Below are 26121 nucleotides of genomic sequence, written 5' to 3'. Positions count from 1 at the left end.
GTCAAAGGAATCCGAAATGGCAAAACGCATTTTTGAAGTCTACCGCTACGATCCGGACAAGGACGCGGCGCCGCGCATGCAGACGTACGAGCTCGATATCCAGCATGAGCGCATGCTGCTCGACGCACTGGTCAAGCTGAAGGCACTGGACGAGACGCTGTCGTTCCGCCGCTCGTGCCGTGAAGGCGTGTGCGGTTCGGACGCGATGAACATCAACGGCAAGAACGGTCTCGCGTGCCTGACGAACCTGAACGACCTGCCGCAGAAGATCGTGCTGCGCCCGCTGCCGGGCCTGCCCGTCGTGCGCGACCTGATCGTCGACATGACGCACTTCTTCAACCAGTATCACTCGATCAAGCCGTACCTGATCAACGATGCGCCGCCGCCGGAGAAGGAACGCCTCCAGTCGCCGGAAGAACGCGACGAGCTCGACGGCGTGTACGAGTGCATTCTGTGCGCGAGCTGCTCGACGTCGTGCCCGAGCTTCTGGTGGAACCCGGACAAGTTCGTCGGCCCGGCCGGCCTGCTGCAGGCTTACCGCTTCATCGCGGATAGTCGCGACACCGCCACCGGCGAGCGTCTCGACAACCTGGAAGACCCGTACCGTCTGTTCCGTTGCCACACGATCATGAACTGCGTCGACGTTTGCCCGAAGGGCCTGAACCCGACGAAGGCGATCGGCAAGATCAAGGAACTGATGGTTCGCCGCGCGGTTTAAAGTTTGATGAGCGACGATTCGCATCAATCCGACCCGCACCGTCGCGCGCGCCTCCGCTGGCGCGCGCGGCGGGGTCTGCTGGAAAACGACATCATCTTCGAGCGTTTCTTCAGCAGATACGAGCATGACCTCACCGATGCAGACGTAGGCGCGTTGTCGCGCCTGCTCGATCTGAGCGACAACGACCTGATGGACTTGCTCCTCGCGCGCAAGGAACCAGAGGGCGACCTAGACAGCCCGGAAATTCACAGGCTGTTGGAGATGCTGCGCAACGTGTAACGCGTTACGCCCGTTATCGAATCCCGTTTCTTTATTTCGATTGAGGATGTGCCATGACTCCGTCTGATGTTAAAGCCACGCTATCGTTCAGCGACAACTCGCCGAGCGTCGAAATGCCGATCTACAAGGGCACGATGGGCCCGGACGTAATCGACATCCGCAAGCTGTACGGCCAGACCGGCAAGTTCACTTACGACCCGGGTTTCATGTCGACGGCAGCTTGTAATTCGGCGATCACGTACATCGACGGCGACAAGGGCGAACTGCTGTACCGCGGCTACCCGATCGACAACCTCGCGCAGAACGCCGACTTCCTTGAGACCTGCTACCTGCTGCTGAAGGGCGAGCTGCCGAACGCGGCGCAGAAGAAGGAATTCGTCGACACCGTCACGAAGCACACGATGGTGCACGAGCAGATGCACTTCTTCTTCCGTGGCTTCCGTCGCGACGCGCACCCGATGGCGGTGCTGGTGGCGGCCGTCGGCGCGCTGTCGGCGTTCTATCACGACTCGCTCGACATCAACGATCCGCGTCACCGTGAAGTATCGGCGATCCGCATGATCGCGAAGCTGCCGACGCTCGTCGCGATGGCGTACAAGTTCAGCATCGGCCAGCCGTTCGTTTATCCGAAGAATGAACTGTCGTACAGCGCGAACTTCATGCACATGATGTTCTCGAACCCGTGCGAAGAGTACAAGGTCAACGACGTGCTCGTCCGCGCACTCGACCGTATCCTGATCCTGCACGCTGATCACGAGCAGAACGCATCGACGTCGACGGTCCGCCTGGCCGGTTCGTCGGGCGCGAACCCGTTCGCGTGTATCGCTGCCGGTATCGCGTGTCTGTGGGGCCCGGCGCACGGTGGTGCGAACGAAGCCGCGCTGAACATGCTCGAGCAGATCGGTTCGCCGGACAACATCCCCGAATTCATCAAGCAGGTGAAGGACAAGAATTCGGGCGTGAAGCTGATGGGCTTCGGCCACCGCGTGTACAAGAACTACGACCCGCGTGCGAAGCTGATGCGCGAAACGTGCTACGAAGTGCTGAACGAACTGGGCCTGCACGACGACCCGCTGTTCAAGCTCGCGATGCAGCTCGAGAAGATCGCGCTGGAAGACGAATACTTCGTGTCGCGCAAGCTGTACCCGAACGTCGACTTCTACTCGGGCATCGTTCAGCGCGCGCTGGGCATCCCGACGTCGATGTTCACGTGTATCTTCGCGATGGCACGTACGGTCGGCTGGATCGCACAGTGGAACGAAATGATTGCGGATCCGGAGCAGAAGATCGGCCGTCCGCGTCAGCTGTTCATCGGCGACGCGCCGCGCGAAGCGAAGCCGATCAACGCACGTTAAGTCGTGCGCGGCGCGAACGGCCGTCAGGCCGCTCGCGTCCGGCAATCGCAACGCCCCGACACCCCGGTGGGTCATCCCGCCGGGGTGTTTTCATTTGCGCGGCGCAGGTTCGCCCGATCCGCTACGGTGATCCAGCGACGGCGGCCGCGTGTCGAGCGGCGGCGCGTCGGCGTCGGGCGCGTGGCCGTGCTGAGCGAAGAATTGCCGGTAAGCGCCGGGCGTCATCCCGCGCGCGGCGAGGAACTGGCGGTTGAAGTTCGCGGCATTCGGAATGCCGCAGCGTGCGGCCACCGTCGCAATCGGCCAGTCGGTGCCAACCAGGTGGCGGCACGCATGCGCGAGCCGCAGCCGCTGCACGTAGCGGCCGACGCTTTCGCCGAGGTGCCGCACGAACAGCCGCTGCAGCGTGCGCTCGGACATGTGTGCGACGGCCGCGAGCGCGTCGATGCGCAGCGGCTCGTGGAAGTGCCGGTCGATCGCATCGAGCACGCGATCGAGGCGCTCGGCTTCGGGCGCGGCCGAGTCGGCCGATGACGTTGCCGGGTCGGCCCGCTCGTAGGCCTGCGCGGTGGCGAGCGGGTCGCCGCCGGCTTCCGCAAGGTCGGCCAGCGTGTCGAGCGCGGCCGCGAGGCGCACGCGCGGCGAAGGGTCGAGCAACCGCGGCAGTCGCTCGCGCATCGCGCGGGCCGTCGCGGCGTCGAAAGCGAGGCCGGGCGCCGCGCGCCGCAGCAGCGAGCGCAGCGGCGCGTACTCGGGGCAGCAATCGGCAACCCGCCGCGCCCAGTCGCCGTCGAACCAGACGACGAGCGCGACTTCCGGCGCGTCGCGATCGATGCGCGCGTTCGACGACCACGTATGCGGCAGGTTGGGCGGCACGAGCACCAGGTCGTCGTCCGTGTAGCGGGCGACGTGATCGCCGACGAAGCGTCGGCCGCGGCTGTTCAGTGTCAGCGTCAGTTCGTACTCGGGGTGGCGATGCCATTCGAACGGAATACGCGCGAGCTGGCGGTGGTACACGCGGATCGAACAGCCGGGGGCGAACGCCACATGCTCGTACTGCGGTTTCATCAGGATTTGCTCCGAGAAACCCCGCCATTTCCCCCAAGGGGACTTCCTTCGGGGCGGATGGCGGGAAGGAAAGGCGTGCTGTTGACAGGCAGCTTCTTCCACTGGTTAGGATCACCGGCATGATTCTTGTCTACCGCTACCGCGTGAAGTCGCTCAACGGACTGCTCAACAAGCAGAGCCGTGCGGTGAACTACGTCTGGAACTTCTGCAATGACACGCAGAAGCACGCGCTCAAGTGGAGCAAGAAGTGGCCGACGGGATTCGATCTGAACGTGCTGACGACGGGGAGCAGCAAGGCGCTCGGCATCCACTCCGGCACGATCAACGCGACGTGTGAGCAGTACGCGAAGTCGCGCAGCCAGCACCGTCGGCCCTACCTGCGCTATCGCGGCAGGAAATCGCTGGGCTGGGTGCCGCTGAAGGGCCGTGACCTGAAGCGCGAAGGCGACGCGTTCCGTTTCGCCGGCAACACGTTCCGCGTGTTCAACAGCCGACCGCTTCCCGAAGGCAAGATCAAGGATGGGACCAACTTTGCGCAGGATGCACGCGGCAATTGGTTTCTCAACATCGTGATCGAGATGCCCGATGTGCAGGGCCGCCCGGTCCGTTCCGGTGTTGGCATCGATCTCGGCCTGAAAGACTTCGCCACACTTTCGACCGGCGAGAAGCTGCCCAATGACCGATTCGGCCGACGCGCGGCGGAGAAACTGGCGAAAGCTCAACGGGCGCGCAAGCACAAGCGGCATATCGCGAAGCTGCACGCCAAAGTGGCGAATGCCCGTGCCGATTTCCAGCACAAGCTCGCGCTCGATCTGGTGCGGCGTTTCGATTACATCGCGGTCGGCAACGTGTCGGCCGCGAAGCTCGCCAGAACCAGGATGGCGAAGAGCGTCTACGACGCATCCTGGTCGTCCTTCCGAAACAAGCTCCGTTACAAGGCGATCGCGCACGGGGCCACGTTCGAGGAAGTCGACGAAAGCGGTTCTACCCAGTCCTGTTCGGCGTGCGGGTCGAAAGACAGCACGACGCGGCCGAAAGGTATCGCGGGACTGCGAATAAGAGAATGGGCCTGCAGTGACTGTGGTGTCGAGCATGATCGTGATATCAACGCTGCGCTGAACATTCTCCGATGCGGACGTGCATCGCCAGGTGTGGGAATCCTCCGCCTTTAGGGGGAGGAGGACGTCAACGCGACCTCCGGTCGAGCGCGGCACCGCGCCGTGGCATGATCGTGATCGATCGTCACGACGGAGCGATGCCATGTTTTCACATGTTTGCGTGGGCGTCCGCGATACCGCGCGCGCGTACGATTTCTACGCGCCGCTGTTCGCGGAACTCGGGCTGCGTCTGAAATTCAGCGAGCCGGACGGCTGGTCGGGCTGGATGCCGGCCGACGCCGACCGGCCGTTGTTCTTCTTCGGCCGGCCGCTCGACGGCCGCGTGCCGGAACCGGGCAATGGCCATACGATCGCGTTCGACGCGCAAACGCGAGCGCAGGTCGATCGCTGCCATGCGCTTGCACTGCAGCACGGCGGCACCTGCGAAGGGCCGCCGGGCCTGCGGCCGCACTATCACCGCGACTACTACGGCGCGTATTTCCGCGACCCGGACGGCAACAAGCTGTGCGTGGTCTGCCATCGCGCCGAGTAGCGAGTCGGTTGTCAGAATTGTATCGATTGTTGGCCGAATAGTGTCGATCGCAACCGTGCGTCGGCCGTACGCTGAGTACTCGTCACGACACGATTCCACGAGGAGACAGCGATGCACCTGACGATCGACGATTTGCCGGCCGCGATCCGCACGGCGAAAAGGGCGCTGCGCGCCGACCTGCCCGGTTACGCGGCCACGTTCCGCGAACTGGAGGGCGATATCGCGCGGCAGGTCGACGCGATCCGCCGTGCGCACGCGCACGGCCATGACGTGATTCCGGTGCTGCGGTTCGCGGATATCGCGAGCGGCACCGTCGATCCGCAGGCGATCGCCGCGATCCGCACGCACGGTGCGGCGGTGATCCGCGGCGTGTTCGACGCGGCGCAGGCCCGTGACTGGAACGACGAGATCGGCGCCTACCTGGATGCCAACCGCTTCGCCGAGCGGCTGGATGCGCGTGCCGAGGACCGCTACTTCGGCAATCTCGCGTCGGGCAAGCCGCAGATCTACGGCGTCTACTGGTCGAAGCCGCAGGTGGCCGCGCGCCAGTCGCCGGCACTCACACAGGCCCGCGTGTTCATGAACCGCCTGTGGCGGCATGCGGACGGCCAGCGCACGCATTTCGATCCCGACCAGATGCCGGCCTACGCGGACCGGATCCGCCGCCGGCCCCCGGGCTCCACGTCGCTCGGGCTGTCGCCGCATGTCGACGGCGGCTCGGTCGAACGCTGGCTCGGCGCGAATTTCCGGCAGGTCTATCGCCACGTGCTGGGCGGTCGCTGGCGCGATTACGACCCGTTCGACGCCGCGTTTCGTCCCGATGTCGAGGAGATTCCGTCGCCGGCCGTATGCTCGATGTTCCGCACGTTCCAGGGCTGGACCGCGCTGACGCCGCAGGGGCCCGGCGATGGCACGCTGCAGTTGATTCCGGTTGCGAACGCGATGGCGTACGTCGTGCTGCGCGCGCTGCAGGACGACGTCGCCGACGACGACCTGTGCGGCGCGCGTCCGGGCCGCGCGCTGTCGATCCTGCCCGAATGGCATGCGCTGCTGCTCGACGCGCTGATGCCGATTCCGCACATGGAGCCGGGCGATGCCGTGTTCTGGCACGGCGACGTCGTGCACGCGGTCGAGGATGCGCATCGCGGTAGCGGCGACAGCAACGTGATGTACATCGCGGCCGCGCCCGGCTGCGCGAAGAACGACGCCTACCTGCAGCGCCAGCGGCTCGCGTTCCTGCGCGGCGACAGCCCGCCGGATTTCCCGGCCGATCATTTCGAGGTCGAATTCGACGGACGGGGCGGCGAGGGCGACCTCACGGCGCTTGGCCGTGCGCAAATGGGGTTCGAGCCGCTCGCTACATGACGGATGCAGCGGCCGCAGCGGCCGCAGCGGCCGGATCGGACGCTCCGGCTCCCGGAATCGGTCGATCGCGCCGCTTCCGCCGGCCGTCTGCCGAATCGGCTGCATCCCGCGTTCAATTCGACGCGATCGGCTGCAGGCGTGCCCGAAATCGACGCGAATTGCGCAATTTGGCTTCCGATAATGGTCCGGACACAACGCAGCTGCCCCGTGCGCCGCACGGGGCAGCGTGACCATGGAGGAGTCGATGCAATTCACGCAAGCGATCGTTCGCCGTCCCGCGCCGTCCTGTGGCGCGGGTCTTACCACCGCCACGCTCGGCGCGCCCGACTACGACAAGACGCTCACGCAGTTCCATGCCTACTGCGACGCGCTGCGCGGGCTCGGCGTCGAGCTGACCGAGCTGCCGCCGCTCGACGCGTTCCCCGATTCGCATTTCGTCGAGGACGTCGCCGTCGTGACGCCCGAATTCGCGGTGATCACGCGCCCCGGCGCGCCTGCGCGGCGCGGTGAGACGGTGCACATCGAAGCCGCGCTCGGCGCGCATCGCGACCTGCTGCCGATGCAGCAAGGCCGTCTCGACGGCGGCGACGTGATGCTGGTCGGCAAGCGCTTCTACATCGGCCTCACGGGCCGCACCGACGCCGAAGGCATCGCCGCGTTCGAATCGCTGGTGTCGCGCTACGGCTATTCGGTCGTCGCGGTGCCGGTCGGCGCGGGCCTGCACCTGAAGTCGGTCGTCAACGCGCTCGGCGACGACACGCTGCTCGTGACCGAGGCGCTGGCCGCGCATCCGGCGTTCGCCGGCTATCGCCGGATCGCGATCTCGGCCGCCGACGAATACGCGGGCAACACGCTGCGCGTGAACGGCACGCTGATCACGCCGGCCGGCTATCCGCGCGTGCACGATGCGATCGGCTCGCTCGGGCTGCCGCTGCACGTGATCGACACGAGCGAGTTCCGCAAGATGGACGGCGGCCTGACCTGCCTGTCGCTGCGGTTCTAGCCGATTGGCGCGCGGCCGCTTCGGCCGGATAATGTGGCCCCCGCGCGGAAACGGAGGAGACGTTCCGCGCACCAGCCACGACCCGACCGGAGCGAACGCGGATGACCGACAAGAAGATGCAGCTCGACAAGATCGATCTCCGGATCCTCGACATCCTGCGTACCGACGGACGGATTTCGTACCGCAAGCTGTCGGAGCTCGTGAACCTCACGCCGCGTCCGTGCCAGGCGCGCGTGGAGCGGCTCGAGGCGCTCGGCGTGATCGAAGGCTACCGCGCGGTGATCAAGGCGCCGCGCGCGACCAAGCCGATCGTCGTGATCGCGCAGATCGTGCTGGCCGATCACGGGCGTTCTCAGGCGCCGTTCGAGGACGAAATGCGGACCAATCCGGCCGTGCTCGACTGCTGGCTCGTCAGCGGCACGTTCGATTTTCTCGTGCGGCTCGCGTGCGAGGATCTCGACGAATACCGGCGGATCGCGAACGTGTGGCTGGAAAGCCCGCGGTTCCGGATCGAGAAGATCGTGACGACCGCCGAGCTGCAGGCGATCAAGCGCAGCATCGTCTGACGCGGCAGCGCGCGTCGGGGCCGCCGGCATCGAACGCGCGGCCCGGCGGGCAGAACGGGTTTTCGAAGCGAATAACCGGGTCGATCGATTGGTATTCCGAATCAATTCGAGCGGCCCGAATCCAATCAGGGTGAATACTATGGATGCTTTGCAAGCGGCAGCGCAGACGGCCGCGCCGTCCGGGACGGCGCTCAAGCGCCGGCTGCAGGGCCGCCACATCGCGATGATCGCGATCGGCGGCTCGATCGGCACGGGGCTGTTCGTCGCGTCGGGCGCGTCGGTCGCGCAGGCGGGGCCGGGCGGCGCGATCGCCGCGTATGTCGCGATCGGGCTGATGGTCTATTTCGTCGTCACCGGGCTCGGCGAGATGGCCGCGCTGATGCCGGTGTCGGGCTCGTTCGCGATCTACGGCGAGAAATACGTCGACGAAGGCTTCGGCGTCGCGCTCGGCTGGACCTACTGGTACAGCTGGGCCGTGACGATCGCGATCGAGCTGGTCGCCGCGCAGATCGTGATGCGCTACTGGTTTCCCGCGATACCGGGGGTATGGTGGGGCGCCGGGTTCCTGGTGCTGATCTTCCTGCTGAACACGCTGTCCGTGCGCGGCTTTGGCGAATCGGAATACTGGTTCTCGCTGATCAAGGTCGTCACCGTGATCGGGTTCATCGCGGCCGGGTTGCTGATCGCGGCCGGGCTGCTCGGCAACGGGCAGCCGGTCGGCTGGCGCAACTTCAGGACCGGCGACGCGCCGTTCGTCGGCGGCGTGCACGCGATGATGAGCGTCGCGCTGATCGCGGGTTTCTCGTTTCTCGGCACCGAGCTGGTCGGGATCACGGCCGGCGAATCGGAAAACCCGCGCAAGACGATCCCGCGCGCGGTGAAGCAGATCTTCTGGCGGATCATGCTGTTCTACGTGTTCGCGATCTTCGTGATCGGCCTGCTGGTGCCGTACACCGATCCGAACCTGCTGAAGAGCGACGTGACCGATATCGGCGTGAGCCCGTTCACGCTCGTGTTCAGCCACGCGGGTTTTCCGCTCGCGGCCGGCGCGATGAACCTGGTGATCCTGACGGCCGTGCTGTCGGCCGGCAATTCCGGCACCTATGCGGCCACGCGGATGCTGTACAACCTCGCGGCGGAGGGCCGTGCGCCCGCGATGTTCGCGACGCTGTCACCGGGCGGCGTGCCGCGCAACGCGCTGTACGCGACGATGGCGGTGGGCGGGCTGTGCTTTCTCACGTCGCTGACCAACAACCAGAGCATCTATCTGTGGCTGCTCAATACGGTCGGCATCACCGGCTTCATCGCGTGGCTCGGCATCGCGGTCTGTCATTACCGGTTCCGCAAGGGCTTCCTGAAGCAGGGCTACCGGCTCGATCAATTGCCGTACCGCGCGAAGTGGTTTCCGTTCGGGCCGCTGTTCGCGATCGCGATCTGCATCGTGATCTCGCTCGGGCAGGACTACCAGGCGTTCTTCGCGACCCGCATCAACTGGATGGAAGTGCTGTCGATCTATGTGTGGATCCCGCTGTTCGTCGCGATCTGGTGGGCGTATCGCCGCGTGCGCAAGAGCCGGCTCGTGCGGTACGAGGAGATGGATATCGGGCCGTGGCTCACGCGCTCGGTCGAGGCCGTCGACGCGGCGCTGATGCAGCACGGGCAGCACGGGCAGTCGCGCTGAATGGCGAGCGTGCGCCGCAGTTGCGCGGGCATGGCGCACGCCCTGGACTCGCGATCGCGATCGACGAATGGCGCGAGACACCGACCGACGGTGAAGGGCGGCGCGCGGTGCGACGCTCGCTGGCCGTGTTCCGGCGTGAAGCGAATGGCCTGACCGCGTGGCGACAGCGTCACGAGACGCCGGTCCGCGCCTGAATCGACGCTACTTGTCCAACTCCGGATAGTGCCGGAAGATCCCCATGTCGTTGAACGGGATGCGGCGCTTGGACTCGAGATAACGCACGACCGGCGGATGCTGCGCGACGCGATCGTGCAGGCCGACGAGTCCCTCAACCTTGCGCTCCGCGCGCTTCATCGCCTTCGGAAACGCGTAGCGCAGGCCTTCGATCAGCTGGAATATCGACAGGTCCGCGTAACTGAGCGCGCTGCCGGCGAGATAGCCGCCCTTGTGCGGGTTCTGCTCGAGCACGCGATCGAAGTAGCCGAGGTATTTCGGCAGCCGGTGCGCGAGGAAATCGGCCGCGCGCTCGGCGGCCTCGGCCTTCTGGTCGTCGTAGTACAGGCCGCTGCCGATCGGGTGATGCGTGTCATGGATCTCGGTGACGAAATCGGCGATGGTCAGCTGGAGCTGATGCACCCACAGCCGCCCGGCTTCGTCGTCGGGCGCGAGCCCGAGCCGCGCGCCAAGAAACAGCAGGATGTTCGCGACCTGCCCGACGACCACGTCGCCGGCCTTCAGGAACGGCGGCGCGAATGGCACGCATTCGTCCTTCGTGCTGTCCATCATGCGCATCATCGCCGACACGCCCATGCCGCGCCCCGATTCGCGCGCGACGTCGACATAGTCGGCCTCGGCCGCCTCGAGCGCGAGCCGCACGTATTCGCCGCGACCCTGGATTTCGGGCCAGTAATAGAGTTCATATCGCATGCATTGCTCCTGTCCGGTCGATGCGTCGGGGTTGCCCGCATCGTGGTGGCGGGGAGGGCGGCCATGCGCCGCCCGTTGCGAATAGACAGTCTAGGAGATCGAGCGGGAAGTGCCGCGCGCGTCGCGTCCGGTGCTGCGCTCGCCGCGTTCGCCGCCTTCCTGGCCATGGAAGAACACCCAGGTCGAGAAGTCGTCGGAGAAGCCGGCGAAGCGGTGCGCCGCGAACGCGGGCACGAACAGCACGTCGCCGGCCGCGACGCCGCATTCGCGTCCGTCGAGGACGAACCGCGACGTGCCCGCGGCAATCACGTAGACCTCGTCGCGCGTATGCGGCGTTTGCAGGTCCTCGCCGCGCGGCCGGTACAACTCGATGTCGAGTGAGCCGTGGCGAAACAGTGTCGTGAACAGCGTGCCTTCAGCGTCGAGGCGGGCGAGCGAATCATGGATGCCGAGCTTCATCGTCGTGGGCTCCGGGTCCGGATCGTGGGGACGTTCAGACGTGCGTCGTCCCATCGTAGGCCGGAATCCGGCTCGGGGTGAACGCCGTGTCGCAGTGAAATAGTTTCGAAGACCACCATTGATTAGTTTTCGCGACAGCCCGCAAACACCCGTGGATCAAGGCTTCGAGGCGAGGTTTGCCGATGCCGACATTGTCCTCAATCGCGTTCTTGAAAGAGCGTACGAGATTTTAAAACGATGGATTATTTTCGAAGGCAGGGCACCAAAAGGCAGGCCAGACGAGTCGCGAGCAGTGCGCGCTTGATATTTATCGGGGACTGACCGCTTTTCCTCCGGGGGGCTGGCGTTTGTTGGGAGCCAAATGGCTTGCGGAGGCCGAACGCGCTGGGCCTTGGAAAAAATTCCCGGCTTTCGCGACAAACGGTTACGACGATTTCCGGTGCCGCTCCTCGGCCAGCAGGGCGGCGGCGGCCAACGGGTCCTCCGGAAGAACCGGTTCGAGCTCCCATTTGGGAAGAGGCTGTGGCTTCGCGGCGGAGATGCCTGTATCGAGGCCGTACGAACGCCGCTCTGCGCGACCCTGATCGCTTTCCCTGAGCGCTGCTGCGTTTTGTTTTGCCTTCGACTTCGTCATGCCAACCGCGCCGGCGTAGGGGTTTCCGCGCCCACGCTCGATCGCGTTGATACCTTCTTGTTTCGTTGCCTTCAGGGTTCTCGATTGCTTGACCCGACGTTTCGCGAGGACAGTTTCACCGATAGAATCGTCCAGCAACGCAAGCTCGAGGTTCTTCCAGGTGAGCATTCCAAACCGCCGTTTGTCCTCCTCGACCATTTCGATTTCGAACACCTTGTAGCCTTTGTTCCTGCACAGCAAGGTGGTGGAGAACCGGCCAACGCGCTTCACTTCGACCGTGAGCCGTGGGTTCTTGCCGGGAAGCATGGAGTATTCAGTCGCGATCTGAAGGAGATCCGGCGAAGTGTATCCTGCACGCTTGTACCGTATGCGACCGTTAACGACGGTGACCTGCTCCCAAGGAAGGAAAATGTCGTAGATTTCGGCGGGTGTTCGAAGTTTCGCCGCCTCCCCGCGCCGGATTCCCTGGTTGTAGACGTGGATGTCGGCTGGCGCAATGCCGACCCCTGCGTTCCTCATGGCTTGCGTTCTCAGTCTGCTTTTGTTCGACGTGGTATTGAGGTAGCTGATTGTCTTCAGAAGATGTCGCTCGAAGTCGTCTAGCGAGATTGGCTTGAGGCGCTTCCTCTCTTCGCGTCGCGTTCTTTCGAGCAGGCTCTTACCGCGTGTGTAACCCTGGCGTGTTTCCTCGGCAACCAACTGAATGATCGCGTTGTTGACCCGCTCGATAACGCCTTTCAGGTCGCCCCGTCCACTGGGCGCATAAAACATTATGCCGCCGAGTCGGTTTACAACAGCTGCTTGCACGGCCTTCGATTTCCCTGCGCCGTTATCCACGAACATGCCGTCAATATTGCCGTAAACGAGGCCGGGCAGAGGTTCGAGCCCAAGCGAAGCCACGCGTTCATCCTTCGGCAGGAGGGCGCAGACCAGAGCCCTCAAGTATCCGGATGGGCGCTCGCCCTCCAGACTTATCTCGTATCCTACGATCGCTCCCGACGATCTTGATACGACCAGCACGACGACGATTTCTACGGGCTCGAGCCTTCCCTTGACGAGGGCGCCGATGGGGATTTTTGGTCGGAATCCGTCGGCATCGACCAGTTCCATCACACCTTGAGACAGGTCGCTGGAACTACCGGGCCTTGGCAGCAGGTATTGCGCAGTGACCTGCTGTCCATAACGCTTCTCGAGCAATCCGTTGGCCTGAACGATGTCCTTGTAGTTGTATTGGACCTGGTTGTAGCTTGGGATAAGTTCCTCCGGCACGCCCTGATAGTATTCGTCGACCATTCGCCGATAGGTCGTCGCAAGTCCCAGCTTTTCGCCTGCCCAATATTTTGTCAGCGCTTCTGTCATGTTGCGGATATCGTTAGCGTCGATGCGTCCGCCGCGCCTGAACGTCGTTTTACCTTTCATGGTGGCTCGAGCCCGGTTCATCATCTCCCTGCGAGTGAGTCGACCAGGCTTCATTGCCGGACTCAGTCGTTTCTTATTGGGGCCACCCTGCTGCGGTGTTAGTGCGAACATCGAACTTTCGCGGCCGCCATACCACATAAATCGCGTAAAAAGTTTGCAGATGTACCCTTTAAAGTGAGCGGGCCTTCCAAGTGCTTGAGCGATTTGCTCGATACGCCTCGCTCGCATATGTATGTCGAAGAAGATGTCATCGTTGAGCATGTAATCCGACGACTGTCGACGCCCTCTTGGGTCGAGCATTATCAGCGCATGGAGGAGCATTAAACGTCGCTGATATCCCTTGAGCATGCTCGGGGGTACGTATGCAAGATCTGCCTCCATGTTTGCCGGAAGAGACCGATCCGTCGGCACCCTTACTCTCGATACCCAGTCGCCGTCGTCCACCCAGATCGTTTTGCCCATTCGCGATGCCGGAGGATTGCCGGTACGCGAGATTCTGAGCGCGTACAGCCGACGCGTATCGGGCTGCCAGGCTACCGCAACCCAGGCGACATCAGGGGCGTCGCCATCGAGAGCGAATGTGGCAAAGCGCGACAGTCCCGCGGGCCATTGCGAGTAGGCGAACTCGCGTAACCTTGCGATCGTTGCTTTGTCACCCACGGGAGGAAACACCTGGGGGCAAGTTTTCTCGGTGCTCATGGCGCGAACTCCAGATGTAATGGTTTGTCTACGCGAAGCTCTTCGTTGCGGTCGGGGTATAGAAAGCCGAAGCACGTTCCGATTGCGAATAGCTCGTATGCCCTGTCGGACGGAATGCCGAGATGCCTAGCGTGTCTGTCCATGATCCGGTCGAGGTCGCCACGCCTCGAGCAATTGAGCAGTCTCGAAGCGAATGCCTGCGCTTCGTCATAGTGTCTGTTGATGTCGACGCCACAGATCCACGACCGCATAAGCCAGTTGTTTATCCACGCTCTCTTGCCAAACTGGTCACCGCGCAGAACCTCCCATGTCCACTGGCGTCGTGAGCATCTGCTGTTCTCGCGCTCGAGTTGCCGGGCGATTGTCTGGTCGAATTCCGCCTGGGCGTCCTTGATGGAAACGACATGCTGATGAAGGCCGGGCGTGTCCGGCAATACGACGGTTAGCACGATGTCGACTGCTGACAGGTCGGAGAAGGGCATCCTCGTTCCGCGAAGGCGGGCGCGGTTGTACGCCTCCTGATCGTAGAGCGGATACTGGTCGCGGACGGAAATGACGTAGGGATTAAAGCCGAAAGCGAGCAACGCGCGCTTTTCGTTGAGAGCTAGAGCTTCGTGAACACGCCAGAATTTGACGCCGGCAAAACTGGCGCGCGTCGCCATCCTGCTGTTGTCGGCCCCGTCTAGAATCGGTAGATAGTCTTCACCGTACGGCACGCCGAACTCGTCGCGGCGCGGAAGCGCAACGTCGCGGGGGGTGACGAATGGAAGAGGTAACTCGAGTATCTTCATGATCGCCCTTGCTTCTTTTCCGCCAACATATGTCGGTTCCAGAGGAGCTGGGCTTGTTTGAACTGTAGGTCTTTGAGGCGTCCGACATCCTTCGCACGCCATCCGGGTATCTGGCCGGAGAGAACGAGTGGACGCAGCAATCGGATATAACGTTGCAGAGGCGTCTCGATGAGTTTTTCGAGGACTGCGGCGGCTTTCGGATAGCGGTCGACAAAAACGCGACGTGAGCAGGCCGATCCGCGATGCCCGCCGATCAGGAGGTGGGCCGTTAGACGACGCGTCGTATTCATCGCCTTGAAGGTACGCGCCCGTTCTTTGATTCTCTGAACGAGCAACGCATCGTTCTTCCGGTACATGGCCGTTCCATGCCTGGCGGGAGGCACGTTCGCACCGTGCTCGAGAAGTCGCACTCTCGTCACGGCGAGTCGATTCGTGGGAGGCAAAAGTTCGCGAATGTTGCTGTGGGAGAGGGAAGGATGTTTCTTGCGCAATTTGTTGTACTGCGCAATCGTCTCCGGAAGCAGAGTCATTGAAATCTTGTGGAGGCGCTTCTTGGCCGCCGTCTCGAGTTCGGGCGACCGCCCCTGTTTTACCCTTGTGTGAGTTGAAGGTGGTGGTGGCGCAGGCGAGAGTAATGCTAATTCGGCGTTGTCCCAGCCATCGAACAGCGCGATGAGCATGAAAAGTGCATGAAATGGGTTGCGGGGTGGAGCCTCGCCCGCCAGGGCTCCCCTGACGCTCTCAGATTTGAACGTGAAGCCGATGTTTTGGGCTACACGCATGCATCCTGGCGAAAGGAAGAATTCGTAGAAGTCGTTCCAGCGCACGTGCATACCGTCAACGATGCCAATTGACTGCGCCCGTCTGTTGATGACCGCGGCGATTGCCGGCCCGTGCATGTGCGGCGCGAATCCCGCGTCCAGCAACCGGGACCAGCCTCGTGCCAAGTCGAATTCCACATGCTCGAATCCCTGCATGTCCCTGTGAACGCGCGGCTTGAGGTCGCCGCCGCATAGGCATCTCGACTTCGGCCAGGTCAGCCGTCGTAGCCAGCGGCCGCAGTTTGCGCACGTGTCGCAGATGTCGTGGATGCGGGTCCCGTGCCTGGCACAAAGGCGAAAGTCGAAGAGTACGAAATCGCGACGCCAGAATGGATTGCCGTCCGGCGAGATGTCTTCGTCCAGGCAGGCAAGACAGATCCCCGGTTTCCAGTTGGACCCCGGAAAGCTGTTCCGGAATGCGGCAAAGGGATGCCTGTGTGGCGGACTTACGCCGACAAGATGGTAGGCACGCAGTCTGGCTGCGTCGGCTGGAGCAAGGAAGCGGCTGAGGGCGGGCAACAACGTATTGTCGGCGAGTACACCATTCACCGAACCTACGGCGCTCCCAAGGCGCGGGACCTGCTTTTCGAGGGAGTGAGGGAGAACCCACGAAACTTTGTCGTCGAACTGCCTGCTGATTGGCACGAGTGAGTTCATCTGATTCTTCGTGAGAAATCCGGCGAAATTTTCGCCTTTGCAGATCGATGGGAGAGATAAGAGGCCTTTCACGGCCGTGGCTGATAGTTCCATGATCGATTTGCGCTCCAACGGATGGTGATGGTAGGAGTGGCAGTTGGCACTTGCGCATCTGTAATGACGACGGGCGGCACCAACGGTTCGACGGGCATCTTGGTGGCTCAGTGGTCCTCGGCGTTGTTTGCATGGTCGTCTCCCGAAGCTACCGCAGCTCCGGCGTTGGATGCGTCGAAGCAAGTTCATCGAACGAGAGCCAATCGGAATGCCTGGTCAGGCTCGATGTGGTAAAGCGACCGCCTTGCCGGATCATCCGCACAGCATCGACATGCGGCCTATGCAGTGCAGTCTCCTGCTGGCCGTACTTCAAGAACATTTCGGCCGTTAACTTGGTTACATTGAACGCTAGGAAATGCAGGCTGACGCCGACCAGCGCAATCGAAAGCAGTCCCGGGTGCCCAAGCGCCAGATCGTGCGCTGCCTGAGGAAACCACGATGGCATCGATCTGACTCCGGCTACGCGCAGCGACGCGTCGAACTGAGCGCGGCAGACGGCCACCCAGTAGGGGTCTGCGGCATCGCGGCAGATCGTCATCTCCGTGACGCCACTGGATGCCAAGTCGTCCGACGCTCCATGTAATCTCGAGAGGCTCAGCGCCGCTGCACCCGTCGTGGGCAAGCTCAGAACGGGGATGCCTGTCGTTCTGGTGAACTGCGCAAGCGCATTCCAAGTGGCTTCCGCATACCTGGAACTAGTGTCTTCCACATTGATCCGGTCGACGATGAGCAAGCCGAGGTTCGATGCGACGCCGAGTGCACACATCGACGGCAGCACATCTCGCTCGACGAAGAGAGGGGTTTTCGCGAGCTTGTTGTAGTGCGTATCGAACGTCGAGTCGATGGCGCCGATGAACGCTCGCCCAAGACCTTGGAGTTTTCCGCCGACTGGCCAGTTGATTCTGAGCGCGCGCAGTTGACGATATGTGTTAAATCCTGCATCAGCAGGCACGATGACTTCCCTTGATCCGGTTCCGACGACCGATTCGACGATGCTGGCAATCGAATGTCGCCCTGTACATGCTGGGACGGCTAGAACCAGTCCATGTGGCCTCGCCCTCGGAACAACGCCACACCCAGAGGGGATCTGCTCGCGTGAAAGAGGGTTCGGATGCAGGAAGGCGCGGGTACTGAACGCGAAATCGCGGTATTCGGGCAGGCGTAAATCCCTGATGCCGTACGAGCGCCGAACAAGCGTGAGAATGATGATGAGAACACGCGCGAGTATCGCGTTCGACACGAACGTCTCGGCCATCCTACATACGACGGCTTCCTCGCGGGATGACGGTTTCGCGTGGGTCGGCAGCTGCGATTCGATAAGAGTCATCGCCTGCGATAAGGTTGGAATTGCTGGAACGTTTTCCAGTAGTGGGTTGTCGCTGGTCCAGGCTGATTGCGGGAGGACCACAAGAGCGCTACGTTCGTCGGTATCTTCCTGCTTCATGATCTCGCCTCCGACGTGTCGCGCAGGATCGATGGACGGCGCTGCCACATGCGTGCTGCTTTGAATACCTCGCGTAGATGCGTGCAGAATTGGGTTGCGACCAACCGTAGCGAGGGCCGCGCGATATCCCCGGTTTTGAGGGGAGTAACCGTGGACGCGACACGCGTACGTGTGTATCTAGACGATGGTTGTGACAATGAGGCTGGGCCAGTCTGCCAAACGTCAATTGAGTTGACGCATTCCATGGTCGAGGCGACTACTGAGATTTTTAGTTTCATTACTAAGTTATCCTTTGGAAATGGATCTCAAATGTCGGTGCGTCGGAGTGTCATCGTATGGATGCGGGAATGGGCCATTCACGAGCGTGACGACGCCCGGCAGCGCTACAACCTTGACGAAAGCGCTTGTGTTGGTCGCGTCGATGATCCGCGCACCGATGGCGAGGTGTGCGATCCGCTTACGCTTGGAGCAGGTCCCGACGTTTCACCCATTCGCATCTATTCATGGGCTAGCGTCCTGCGTCGTCGCGGGACCGGCATGTCGAGTCGAAGTATCGAGAGCTGATAGCAGATATGCGGTATCTCGGACCTAGAATGCGCTTCAGCGCGTTCTTCCGGCGACTTGCGCGCCGAAGCTTCTTGCGCGCAGGGCCGCAGGAGCGAAAAGTGACACCGCCCCCCGCATGGGTTCAGGGCTGGCGGCCGCGGTGGGCCCGTGAATGCCGGGCCTGGCATTGGAGGTGGTTTCCCGGTCAGATCGCGGTTTCCGAGCGGTCGATGCATGAGCTTGCCCACAGGCTCGGACTGCGGCGGCTTTTTCTTCGCTGACATGATTGCGCCTTTCAGATGCCTGTCGATTTTCTGCATACAGGCATGGGTTGACATGGCGCACCCATCGTGAGAGTCTTTCCGCGTGTGACCGCGTGGAGCTCTTTTTTGGGGCCGCCACCAAACCCGGCGCGTCAGGGGTACCGCCCTGACGCGCCGACCTTCAATCGGCGATGGGATTTATGTCACTATCGTCGTCTCGCTGAAAATTCCCTCCATTTGTAGCTTAAAAACCAGTCTTGAATGCGTGACTCGGTTGCTTGACAAAATCCACATTTCGTGGTTCTAATTAAAATCTACGATTTTATGGTACCCGAGGCACTTGCTTTGCCGCAAGTGGCGGTTGGCGTACGTGTCTTTTCTGTCGCGTTAACTTGAGCCACGCAGTCGATGTTTCGCTTCTTGTGAAGCACATTACGCGTCGCGCCCGAGGAAGTACGGTCTCTCTCTTTGCTCCCTGACCGACATCGCAAGGTTCCAGGAGTGTTGATGCCAAGGGCGACTGGCCTGACGGGCTGTGACCTGCATGGTCGGCGCGAATATTCGATGTGTGCAAGTGCGATCAACAGAACGGCAATCGCCGTTGGATGATGCGCATATTGGGGCTGCTGCAAGTGGCGCACGACTCGGCGAATCAGCTGGAGCTGAAACAGCCAGAAATTGAGCCTGCTATCCTCGAAGCCGTCCGATAGCACGGCATTGATGTCCCGTACCAACTCAGTTTCCCTAGGCGCGCCGTCATCAGTCAGGTATCGACGCTCGAGCAGGAGAGATTGGATTTCATCGAGCGCGCAGTGACTTTCCGTGCTGCACAGTAGCTGCGTGCAAATCTCACTTAGGTGTTGACTGTTGCGCAAACAACCTGCGCTTCGGAAAGCGTACATCCCAAGTTCGCGCGCACTACACCGATCTGCAAGATATAGCGAGCAACCGTGCACGGGGCAGCGGGCCAGGAATGGTAAGCAATGGAAGGTTAGGGAGCAGTATCGCCCCGTTTCTGCGCGTGAGAGCCGGTTGCACTCAGGGCAGGAGAGCCCGTATCGGTTTCCGACGCGTAATGGTGTAGGAACGGCGGGGCATGGCACATGGCTTCTTCCGGTGCCGCATATTTGTGTCGCGACCGTCGCTGCCAGCGAAGTAGGGAGACAACTCATGTAAAAGGGATATAGCGTTCGTTGCATCAGGACCTGTTCGGGCCTGCCGTATGCGCCTTCCGTGAGCGCACAAAACCGTGTCAGCCGGCAGGGCGCGGTTTGAAGTAATGGTGCATCGACGTAGTATGCGTGCTCGGCGGTGATTTGGATGACGTGGTCGCATGTTGTCGTGGCAAGTGCTTCGAGGAGACTGAATGCAGTCTCGTGTGGGGCCGCTGCGTAGAGTGTTCTCAACATGGTGGTTGCCTCGCTGCTATCCGCTAGCGCAGTTCCGGCATCTGATGTGCTGTCTCGAGTTCGCCAAATGAGAGCCAGTCGGCGTGCCGGAGTATGCTTGACGGACGATACGATCCCCCTTGGCGAAACATCCTGACGGCGTCGAGGTGAGGCGCATCGAGCTCGAGTGCCTTGCGACCATATTGCATGAAGATTTCCGCGGTGAGCGACGTGAGCTTGAGCGCCGAAAATTGAAGCGCGATGCTTGTCAGTGCTCTGGCAAGTGCCCCCGGATACCCGAGCGTTAGGTCGTATGCGGCATCGGGCAGCCATGAAGGCATTGGATGAGCGCAGACGACGCCCAGTGAGTTGCCATTGATGGCTTGGCAGATATCGATCCAGTGTAAGTCGTGTGAGCTGCGGCAATGGGCGATTTCGATCAATCCAGCTCCCGTTAGGTCGCTCACGACGCCGGGTAGTTCGGAAAGACCAATTGCCGCAGCTCCCGGTGTTGCTAGGCAAAGCACCGGGATGCCGGTTACCCGCGTGAACTCCCCAAGCGCATTCCAACTTGATTCGGCAGCTTTCGTATGCGCATCGTGGTAATTAATTCGCTCGACGATAAGCAGACCAAGGTTTGATGCAACGCCGAGCGCACACATCCACGGGACCACGTCGCTCTCGCGAAACACTGGGCTATGCGTGCGGACTGCATAATCGGTGTCCAACTCCGTGTCGATTGCCCCAAAGTATGCTTGCCCAAGTGCTGGCAACTTGCCGCCGATTGGCCACTGAATTCGCAGCGATCTAAGCTGCAAATATTCGGTGAATCCAGTAGCGACCGGTACCTTGAAGGGTCTTGTGCCGCGTCCAATCTGTGATTGGACAATGCCAGCGAACGAGCGCCGTCCCATGCGTACGGAGGCGGCAAGTATGATTCCTCGCGGTTGGGCGCGAGGGGCGACGCCAAAGCGCGACGGAATTTCGCGCCGTTGTCGTGCAGCTGTGTGATGGAGCAGCAAGTTCGCGCTGATGGCGTGGCCCCGGCATTCCGGCGTACGTAGATCGCGACTGCGATACGAGCTGCGAACCTGGCAAATAACGGCCATAAGTGCGCGTGCGAACGTCGCATTAGTAACAAATGCGTGGGAAGCTTGATGTGCGATGATTTCTTCGATGGACCAGTTGGTGGTGTCGACGCCCTCGGAGAGCTCAGTCAGACGCATAGCTTCAGGCAGCCGCGGCACGCGTGGGACACCAATGAGGAGCGGATTGCCATCATCCAGAGTCTCCTCGCGAACGGAAACATCGACGACGGGCGCGCGGGTGCGTGTCATGGTCGTTCGACTCATGTCGGCTCCCCATCAGGTGCACCCGAGAACAGTGGTAGAGCCCTCGGACCGACCCTATAATGGGGTGGATTCCAATCGGGCTGTCAAGCCACTCGCTTTTCGACCGTTTAGTGTTTGTTTGGCGGCGTATCGCATTCTGTGCAGATGAAGTGATCGACTTACGCCTAGTGCATGGGGGCGCGCGGAGAGCCCCAACGGGACCTTAACCGCGGCGTTCCGCTTTTGTTGTGATTTATTGACGGTTCACCCGCCGATTCGGCAGCGTGGCCTCCTAGAGGCGGCGGATGGGTCGATTTCCGCGCTGCGCGAATCGGTGTGAAAGTGAGGCTTTGGTCACAGTTTAATTTAGCTCGAAATGATGAAATTTCAAGGAGTCGTGTGAGCGAGGCGGATATGTCCTGGGCAAGTTTGGCGTCCCGTGTGATCCGGGTTGCGCTTGCTCGTGAGGACTACAGCTACGCAGAACTAACAGAAGCGTTGGCCAGGGAAGGCGTACGAGAGGACGAGCGTCCGCTCATTGCTCGTGTGGCGCGTGGCTCTGTCAAGTTCACTTTGCTCCTTCAGATCATTCACGTAACCGGAACTCGTCCGCCGAACTTATGGGCTGAGGCCCTCGTGTTGCACGACACATGGCAGGCGCGTGCGTACGCCGTTCTTGCGGCTGAATTGTCTCAGCAGCCATGGGTTACCCCAGATGAATTGGTGCGTCGTCTTGCAGTGGTGGGTGTGAAAACAACTGAAGAGACGATGCTCTCGCATTTTTCTGCTGGCACCTTTTCCCTCTCGTTCTTCCTCCAGTGCATGGCCGTGCTGAGAAGCCGAAGCTTGGATGCTTTCGTTGATTTCGAGGCGCTCACATCAGTGGCAATGCAAGGATTCACACATCCCGTCGAGTAAGGCTTGTGGCGTGGAGGTTCCCTTGCGCATCGCCTGCCATCGTCTAAAATGAAACCGTATATTGGTAACGGTTTTTATTTCCGGGTCGACACACTCCGAGATGGAGGTTGTCGCTGGCCAAGGAGTGGAGGGGATGACTACGCCGAGTGAACGGACGGTTGCCGTTCTTAGGACACGGACGTTTCTAATGGAACTTGGGAGCCCGGTGGCTTGCGGGATTCCTCGCGAGATTGCAAGCGCCGCGGAGAACTTGTTGCGCCACTATCCGTCGTTGATGGACATCGAGTTGACGTGCGCCATGTATCCGGCGTGTTGGGAAATGCCGGTGACGCGCACGAGGCCCGGCCGATGAAGTGGCGGGTGCGGCGCCGGGCCTTTCGGCTCATGGATTGCCCGGCTTGACTTTACGAGCTGAAAGCTCACTCAGCACGGGAGACTGCGGTGCCAATCTGGAGACTGCCGTCGTCTGACGAAGCGCCTAACGTCACGCTATCGAGCTGGCGTATCTTCGAGATAGATGCTGGAACCCGGCATTTCGTCGGTGCCGATGTGCTTGATTTGACTGGTCGTGTCAGTTCCGCGATTACGAATTTTGACCGTGCAACGCTGCGTGGCCAGACTCGGTCGGGCCGCGTTTATCAACTGGTCGGCCAGGATGGCTGGTCACTTGATGCAGAGTACGTGTGGAAACGGTGGTGCACGGTGAACGACGTGAAGTCGTACTCCGACGTCACCATGCAGCTACTCGCTGGAACTGGCGATGATTCCCGTACGTGATTGAGTGCAAGGCGCCCCGATGCGATGAGTAAGTCGCTTGTCGAGTGGGGATAATGCCGGACGTCTCAAATCGTGCAGATTGTCCGGCACTTGACGATTAGTTATACAACTTCACGATTTGTACGAAACCGCTTTGCAGTCGGCGAACACCGAAATCGTGACCCATTAGCTTTGGTCTACGACTGCTTACGCAGCGTGTAGTGTGTTGCATCGACCGGCGAATCCGCCTCCCGTTCACGACATTCAGTCGGTCCAGGAATCTACGTTGATACATGGGGACAAGTTGCTGGTTCCTGCCTCAGTGCTTCGGCAATATCCAGTGCTGCTTTTTGCAGTTCGGGCACATAGCGGCGAGTGGCATCTTCGAGACTCACCGCGCGTGACAGGAAGACGATATTGAGACTGGCGATCACGCGTTCGTCCGCGCTGATCGCGACCGCCACCGCACCGATTCTCGCCTGTGCGGTCCAGCCACCGTTATTCGAGCCGAAACCATCCTCGCGCGCTCGCTGGATCAGCTTTCGTACGAGCGCATCGTTCTTCGCGAACGCCTGTTGCTCTTCGCCGCCCGCGTCGGAACGCAACAGTTCCAGAATGTCCTCGGGCTCCTCGTCGGCGCACGTCGCGAAGTAGGCGCGGCCTGCCGCCGTCAGCAGAATCGGCAAGCGCCGCCCGACCATCGCGCGATGAAACGACAGCCGGCTGAAGCGATGCGGCGTCTCGCGGATGATCATCGCGTCGCCATCGGGCGTGGTCAGATCGGATGGCCACGCGACGCGCTGCAGCAGCTGCGCCGTGATCGGCGGCGCCACGGTGACGATGCGCTCGGTATCGGTGAAGCCCTCGCTCAACGAACGCACCGCGAGCGTCAGGCGGAAGCTGTCGTCCGATGTGCTGCGTCGCACGAACCTCACATCACATCACGGGTCAGCGCTGCAACCTCCGCGGCACTCAATGCGCCTGCGTACACGCGGAAGCCTTGGATGCGGCCGTTGAACGACGGATGCGACCAATTGCGGCCCAGGAAGGTAACCTGGTCGCCAACCTGGCGCGGCGACAGCAGGATGTCGTCGGATTTCCCGGCCTCGGTACCGTCAACATACAGGCGGCAGGTATTGCCCTGCAGCGTGACCGCGAGATGGACCCAGCGGCGAATCGGGAGGGCCCATGGCGCCGCCACAACCTGCGCGTCGTTGCCTGTCGCGCCGAAGATCACGAAGCACAGCGTGCCCGAGCGGGTCTGGGGTGCGATGCACATGGCTGCGTTCGCGTCCAGCCCCGCGAAGAACATGCAGCTGTCCCAGTGCAGCCCATTCGCGTGGGCCCAAAAAGACACGCTGAAGTCGTCGAGGTCGCTGAATATGCCCGACGGCAGCTGCAGGCCGGCCTTCTGGCCGTCGAACACGATGGCCTTGTCGTTGCGGCGCCCGTCGCCCCAGGTCGCGCCGTCCAGCAGCTTGCCCTCGATGAAGGTCATGGTGCCAGCGGCGGTCCGCAGCACGCCGTGCGTGCCGGTGCCGTTCGGGTTGTTCAGCGGCAGGGACAGGCGGACCTCACCGGGAACGGCGGTACGAACCACATTGGAGCCAGCTCCCGGGGCGCCAGGGCCCTGCGCCGTGATTTGGTAGAACCAGACGCCGTTGGGCGGTATATCGCTGTAGGTGAGCACCTCGCTCGCCGAAACTGTGCCCAGCAGCCTGAAGGGGCCGTTGGCCTGGCTAGCGCGCTTGACCTCATACGAGGTTGCGCCGACGCTGCCCCACCACGACAGCACGACGCGGTTGCCGCGCAGGTAGGCCGTGAGGCCAGACGCCGGCTTCATGGGGCCGGCATAGTCCGGGAGGCGATGAATCAGCGTCGGCCACCAGACGTCGTCGCTGCTGCCGCCGTACTTCGGCTCGACCAGCTTCACCATGCGCGCAACGTTCGGTGCCGCCAGTCCCATGCGATTGACGTAGTGGTTGTAGATGGGTTCCCAGCAGTTGCGATCGCTCCCGGGGAGGTCCCCGAACGACTGGTTCACCTCGGTCCACAGGGACGTGTGGGGCGCCGACGGATTCTGCTCGCGCGCATACGGCATCGGGTAGGGCTTGCCGTTCTCGTCGTGCAGGTTGGAACGCGCCACGTACTCGGCGGCTGCCAGGAAGCGGTTGTTGTACAGCCCGTAAAGGTCGTCGCCCTGGTTCCAGGCGATCTCCAGCAGGTCGCCGCCCAGCGTCATGCCCAGCGTGGAGTGGCCCTGGTCGCGGCCGCTCTCCTCCCACTGGCCGAAATGGCCCGGGTGCATGAAGTACACACCATGTCCGATGGCGCCGTTGCCGAAGTTCCTGAGCTTGCCGCGGTTGTTGCCAGCGTAGCAATCGTAGGCCTGGCGGTACAAGTCCGGCTTGTCGCAGAACACGCCGATAGCCATGGCGCCCACCATCGAGGCCATGTCCCAGTTGGCATGGGAGCCGATGCGCCCGTCGCTGAGGAACCACGACGAGATCGGGGCGAAGATATTCAGGAGCATGTCCTGGAAGCGCTTCAGGTTCGCCGGCGCCCAGCCGGAGTAGGTGCGCAAGATCTCGCCGATCTGCGCCAACTGGTGGCCCTGTATGCCGGCCAGGATGATGAAGGTGTGATCGTCATGGGCGGTCGATCCAGGAGGCACCGTCCCGATCTCCTTCAGGGTGTTCGCCCAGGCGTCCAGGAACTCCACCGCCTTGTCGGCATAGCGGTTGTCTTGCGGGTCGGACAGCTTCCAGCGCAGTACCACGGTCCAGGCGTGCCATATGTCGCCGTACAATGCGTACTTGGTACTGTCGGCCCGGTAGACTGCGGGCTGCGGATTGGGCTTGGCGTTCAAGGAGGCGTTGGGCTCGGAGCACAGCTTGTTCCACCAGCCCGTCCACGGCTCCTGGTCGGCTTTAATGAGCGCACGGATGCGGGTGAAGTCGTCTTCGGTGACTAGCAGTCCCGGGTGACGGAAGACACCACTCGTCGAAGCCGGCGCGAGCGCCGTGCCTGCACGAGCCGCCGCTGCTGCCTGGACTCCGAGTCCCGGCAGCAGCGGCAGCATGGGGAGTAGCCCCAAGCCAAGTGACAACGCTCGACGCGCAGGATTCGGCAACTCATCGACGCTGGCACGCTCCATGACCCATTTCGACATCTTTATTTCCCCTGTCGTTTTGTTGAACCGCGCAACAGTATGGATTACGCGACAGTCGGTCGGTGTGACAAAGCAAGCCAACGCAATAGCCGAAGCGGTGAATATTTTTTATCGGCAG

Annotated in this window: 21 protein-coding genes and 1 pseudogene; 12 read left to right on the top strand and 10 right to left on the bottom strand. The window is 61.9% G+C overall.

Annotated elements, in window-relative coordinates:
- Positions 1 to 16 precede the first annotated feature (16 nt).
- From ACVK00_RS01305 to gltA, 3 genes are read left to right on the top strand one after another with little or no spacing between them, the layout of a single operon-like run.
- The gene (locus tag ACVK00_RS01305; RefSeq protein ID WP_059237255.1) at positions 17 to 718 is read left to right on the top strand and encodes a succinate dehydrogenase iron-sulfur subunit; all 702 of its coding nucleotides are present in this window, start codon (positions 17 to 19) and stop codon (positions 716 to 718) included.
- A gap of 6 nt (positions 719 to 724) precedes the next feature.
- Positions 725 to 997 carry an FAD assembly factor SdhE gene (locus ACVK00_RS01300; protein ID WP_011658353.1) on the top strand — a complete coding sequence of 91 codons (273 nt, stop codon included), beginning with the start codon at positions 725 to 727 and terminating at the stop codon, positions 995 to 997.
- Positions 998 to 1050: 53 nt separating this feature from the next.
- Positions 1051 to 2352, top strand: coding sequence for a citrate synthase (gene gltA, locus ACVK00_RS01295; protein WP_011658354.1), 1302 nt, complete (start codon positions 1051 to 1053; stop codon positions 2350 to 2352).
- A 90-nt stretch (positions 2353 to 2442) separates the two neighbouring features.
- Here gltA and ACVK00_RS01290 read toward each other — a convergent pair whose 3' ends face one another.
- Positions 2443 to 3420: an AraC family transcriptional regulator gene (locus ACVK00_RS01290; RefSeq protein ID WP_284893814.1), complete on the bottom strand. Its 978-nt coding sequence runs from the start codon at positions 3418 to 3420 to the stop codon at positions 2443 to 2445.
- Positions 3421 to 3539: 119 nt separating this feature from the next.
- Here ACVK00_RS01290 and ACVK00_RS01285 point away from each other — a divergent pair, with 119 nt between their 5' ends.
- From ACVK00_RS01285 to ACVK00_RS01260, 6 genes are all read left to right on the top strand, one after another.
- The gene (locus ACVK00_RS01285) at positions 3540 to 4592 is read left to right on the top strand and encodes an RNA-guided endonuclease InsQ/TnpB family protein (RefSeq protein WP_456826940.1); all 1053 of its coding nucleotides are present in this window, start codon (positions 3540 to 3542) and stop codon (positions 4590 to 4592) included.
- Between the two features lie 88 nt (positions 4593 to 4680).
- A complete protein-coding gene (locus ACVK00_RS01280; protein ID WP_228909475.1) occupies positions 4681 to 5070 on the top strand; it encodes a VOC family protein in 390 nt (129 codons plus the stop codon).
- Between the two features lie 111 nt (positions 5071 to 5181).
- A complete protein-coding gene (locus tag ACVK00_RS01275) occupies positions 5182 to 6435 on the top strand; it encodes a DUF1479 domain-containing protein (protein ID WP_284893816.1) in 1254 nt (417 codons plus the stop codon).
- Positions 6436 to 6679: 244 nt separating this feature from the next.
- Complete coding sequence (locus ACVK00_RS01270) at positions 6680 to 7438, top strand: dimethylarginine dimethylaminohydrolase family protein (protein ID WP_284893817.1); 759 nt, start codon at positions 6680 to 6682, stop codon at positions 7436 to 7438.
- A 101-nt stretch (positions 7439 to 7539) separates the two neighbouring features.
- Positions 7540 to 8004, top strand: a complete 465-nt coding sequence (locus tag ACVK00_RS01265; protein ID WP_165752777.1) for an Lrp/AsnC family transcriptional regulator — start codon at positions 7540 to 7542, stop codon at positions 8002 to 8004.
- Between the two features lie 139 nt (positions 8005 to 8143).
- Positions 8144 to 9685 carry an amino acid permease gene (locus ACVK00_RS01260; RefSeq protein WP_284893818.1) on the top strand — a complete coding sequence of 514 codons (1542 nt, stop codon included), beginning with the start codon at positions 8144 to 8146 and terminating at the stop codon, positions 9683 to 9685.
- A 201-nt stretch (positions 9686 to 9886) separates the two neighbouring features.
- On the opposite strand, the gene ACVK00_RS01255 is transcribed toward ACVK00_RS01260, so the two are convergent.
- The 7 genes from ACVK00_RS01255 to ACVK00_RS01225 form a co-directional block, all read right to left on the bottom strand.
- A complete protein-coding gene (locus tag ACVK00_RS01255) occupies positions 9887 to 10612 on the bottom strand; it encodes a glutathione S-transferase (RefSeq protein WP_228909480.1) in 726 nt (241 codons plus the stop codon).
- A 90-nt stretch (positions 10613 to 10702) separates the two neighbouring features.
- Positions 10703 to 11071 (bottom strand): cupin domain-containing protein, encoded by a 369-nt coding sequence (locus ACVK00_RS01250; RefSeq protein ID WP_228909481.1) that lies wholly within the window; start codon positions 11069 to 11071, stop codon positions 10703 to 10705.
- Positions 11072 to 11495: 424 nt separating this feature from the next.
- Positions 11496 to 13823: a hypothetical protein gene (locus ACVK00_RS01245; protein ID WP_354123157.1), complete on the bottom strand. Its 2328-nt coding sequence runs from the start codon at positions 13821 to 13823 to the stop codon at positions 11496 to 11498.
- Positions 13820 to 14614 (bottom strand): PDDEXK family nuclease, encoded by a 795-nt coding sequence (locus ACVK00_RS01240; protein ID WP_212173049.1) that lies wholly within the window; start codon positions 14612 to 14614, stop codon positions 13820 to 13822. The genes ACVK00_RS01245 and ACVK00_RS01240 overlap by 4 nt, the downstream gene beginning before the upstream one ends.
- The gene (locus ACVK00_RS01235; RefSeq protein WP_354123156.1) at positions 14611 to 16185 is read right to left on the bottom strand and encodes a hypothetical protein; all 1575 of its coding nucleotides are present in this window, start codon (positions 16183 to 16185) and stop codon (positions 14611 to 14613) included. Before ACVK00_RS01235 ends, ACVK00_RS01240 begins: the two co-directional genes overlap by 4 nt.
- Positions 16186 to 16333: 148 nt before the next feature.
- The gene (locus tag ACVK00_RS01230) at positions 16334 to 17629 is read right to left on the bottom strand and encodes a hypothetical protein (RefSeq protein ID WP_354123155.1); all 1296 of its coding nucleotides are present in this window, start codon (positions 17627 to 17629) and stop codon (positions 16334 to 16336) included.
- Positions 17630 to 19870: 2241 nt separating this feature from the next.
- The gene (locus tag ACVK00_RS01225) at positions 19871 to 21178 is read right to left on the bottom strand and encodes a hypothetical protein (RefSeq protein WP_354123154.1); all 1308 of its coding nucleotides are present in this window, start codon (positions 21176 to 21178) and stop codon (positions 19871 to 19873) included.
- 315 nt (positions 21179 to 21493) lie between these two features.
- Here ACVK00_RS01225 and ACVK00_RS01220 point away from each other — a divergent pair, with 315 nt between their 5' ends.
- The 3 genes from ACVK00_RS01220 (at position 21494) to ACVK00_RS01210 (ending at position 22852) form a co-directional block, all read left to right on the top strand.
- Positions 21494 to 22075, top strand: coding sequence for a DUF6471 domain-containing protein (locus ACVK00_RS01220; protein WP_354123153.1), 582 nt, complete (start codon positions 21494 to 21496; stop codon positions 22073 to 22075).
- 100 nt (positions 22076 to 22175) lie between these two features.
- The gene (locus tag ACVK00_RS01215) at positions 22176 to 22427 is read left to right on the top strand and encodes a BPSL0761 family protein (protein WP_354123152.1); all 252 of its coding nucleotides are present in this window, start codon (positions 22176 to 22178) and stop codon (positions 22425 to 22427) included.
- A gap of 89 nt (positions 22428 to 22516) precedes the next feature.
- Positions 22517 to 22852, top strand: a complete 336-nt coding sequence (locus ACVK00_RS01210) for a hypothetical protein (RefSeq protein WP_354123151.1) — start codon at positions 22517 to 22519, stop codon at positions 22850 to 22852.
- Between the two features lie 260 nt (positions 22853 to 23112).
- On the opposite strand, the pseudogene ACVK00_RS01205 reads toward ACVK00_RS01210, so the two are convergent.
- A pseudogene (locus tag ACVK00_RS01205) lies at positions 23113 to 23760 on the bottom strand (DNA-binding transcriptional regulator); the annotation flags it as partial.
- Between the two features lie 2 nt (positions 23761 to 23762).
- Positions 23763 to 26003, bottom strand: coding sequence for a LamG-like jellyroll fold domain-containing protein (locus ACVK00_RS01200; protein ID WP_456826939.1), 2241 nt, complete (start codon positions 26001 to 26003; stop codon positions 23763 to 23765).
- Between the last annotated feature and the right edge of the window lie 118 nt (positions 26004 to 26121).

It is taken from the genome of Burkholderia sp. PvR073 (assembly GCF_054055695.1).
The sequence above is the reverse complement of the archived record's forward strand: the minus strand, read 5'-3'. Positions and strand labels throughout refer to the sequence as shown.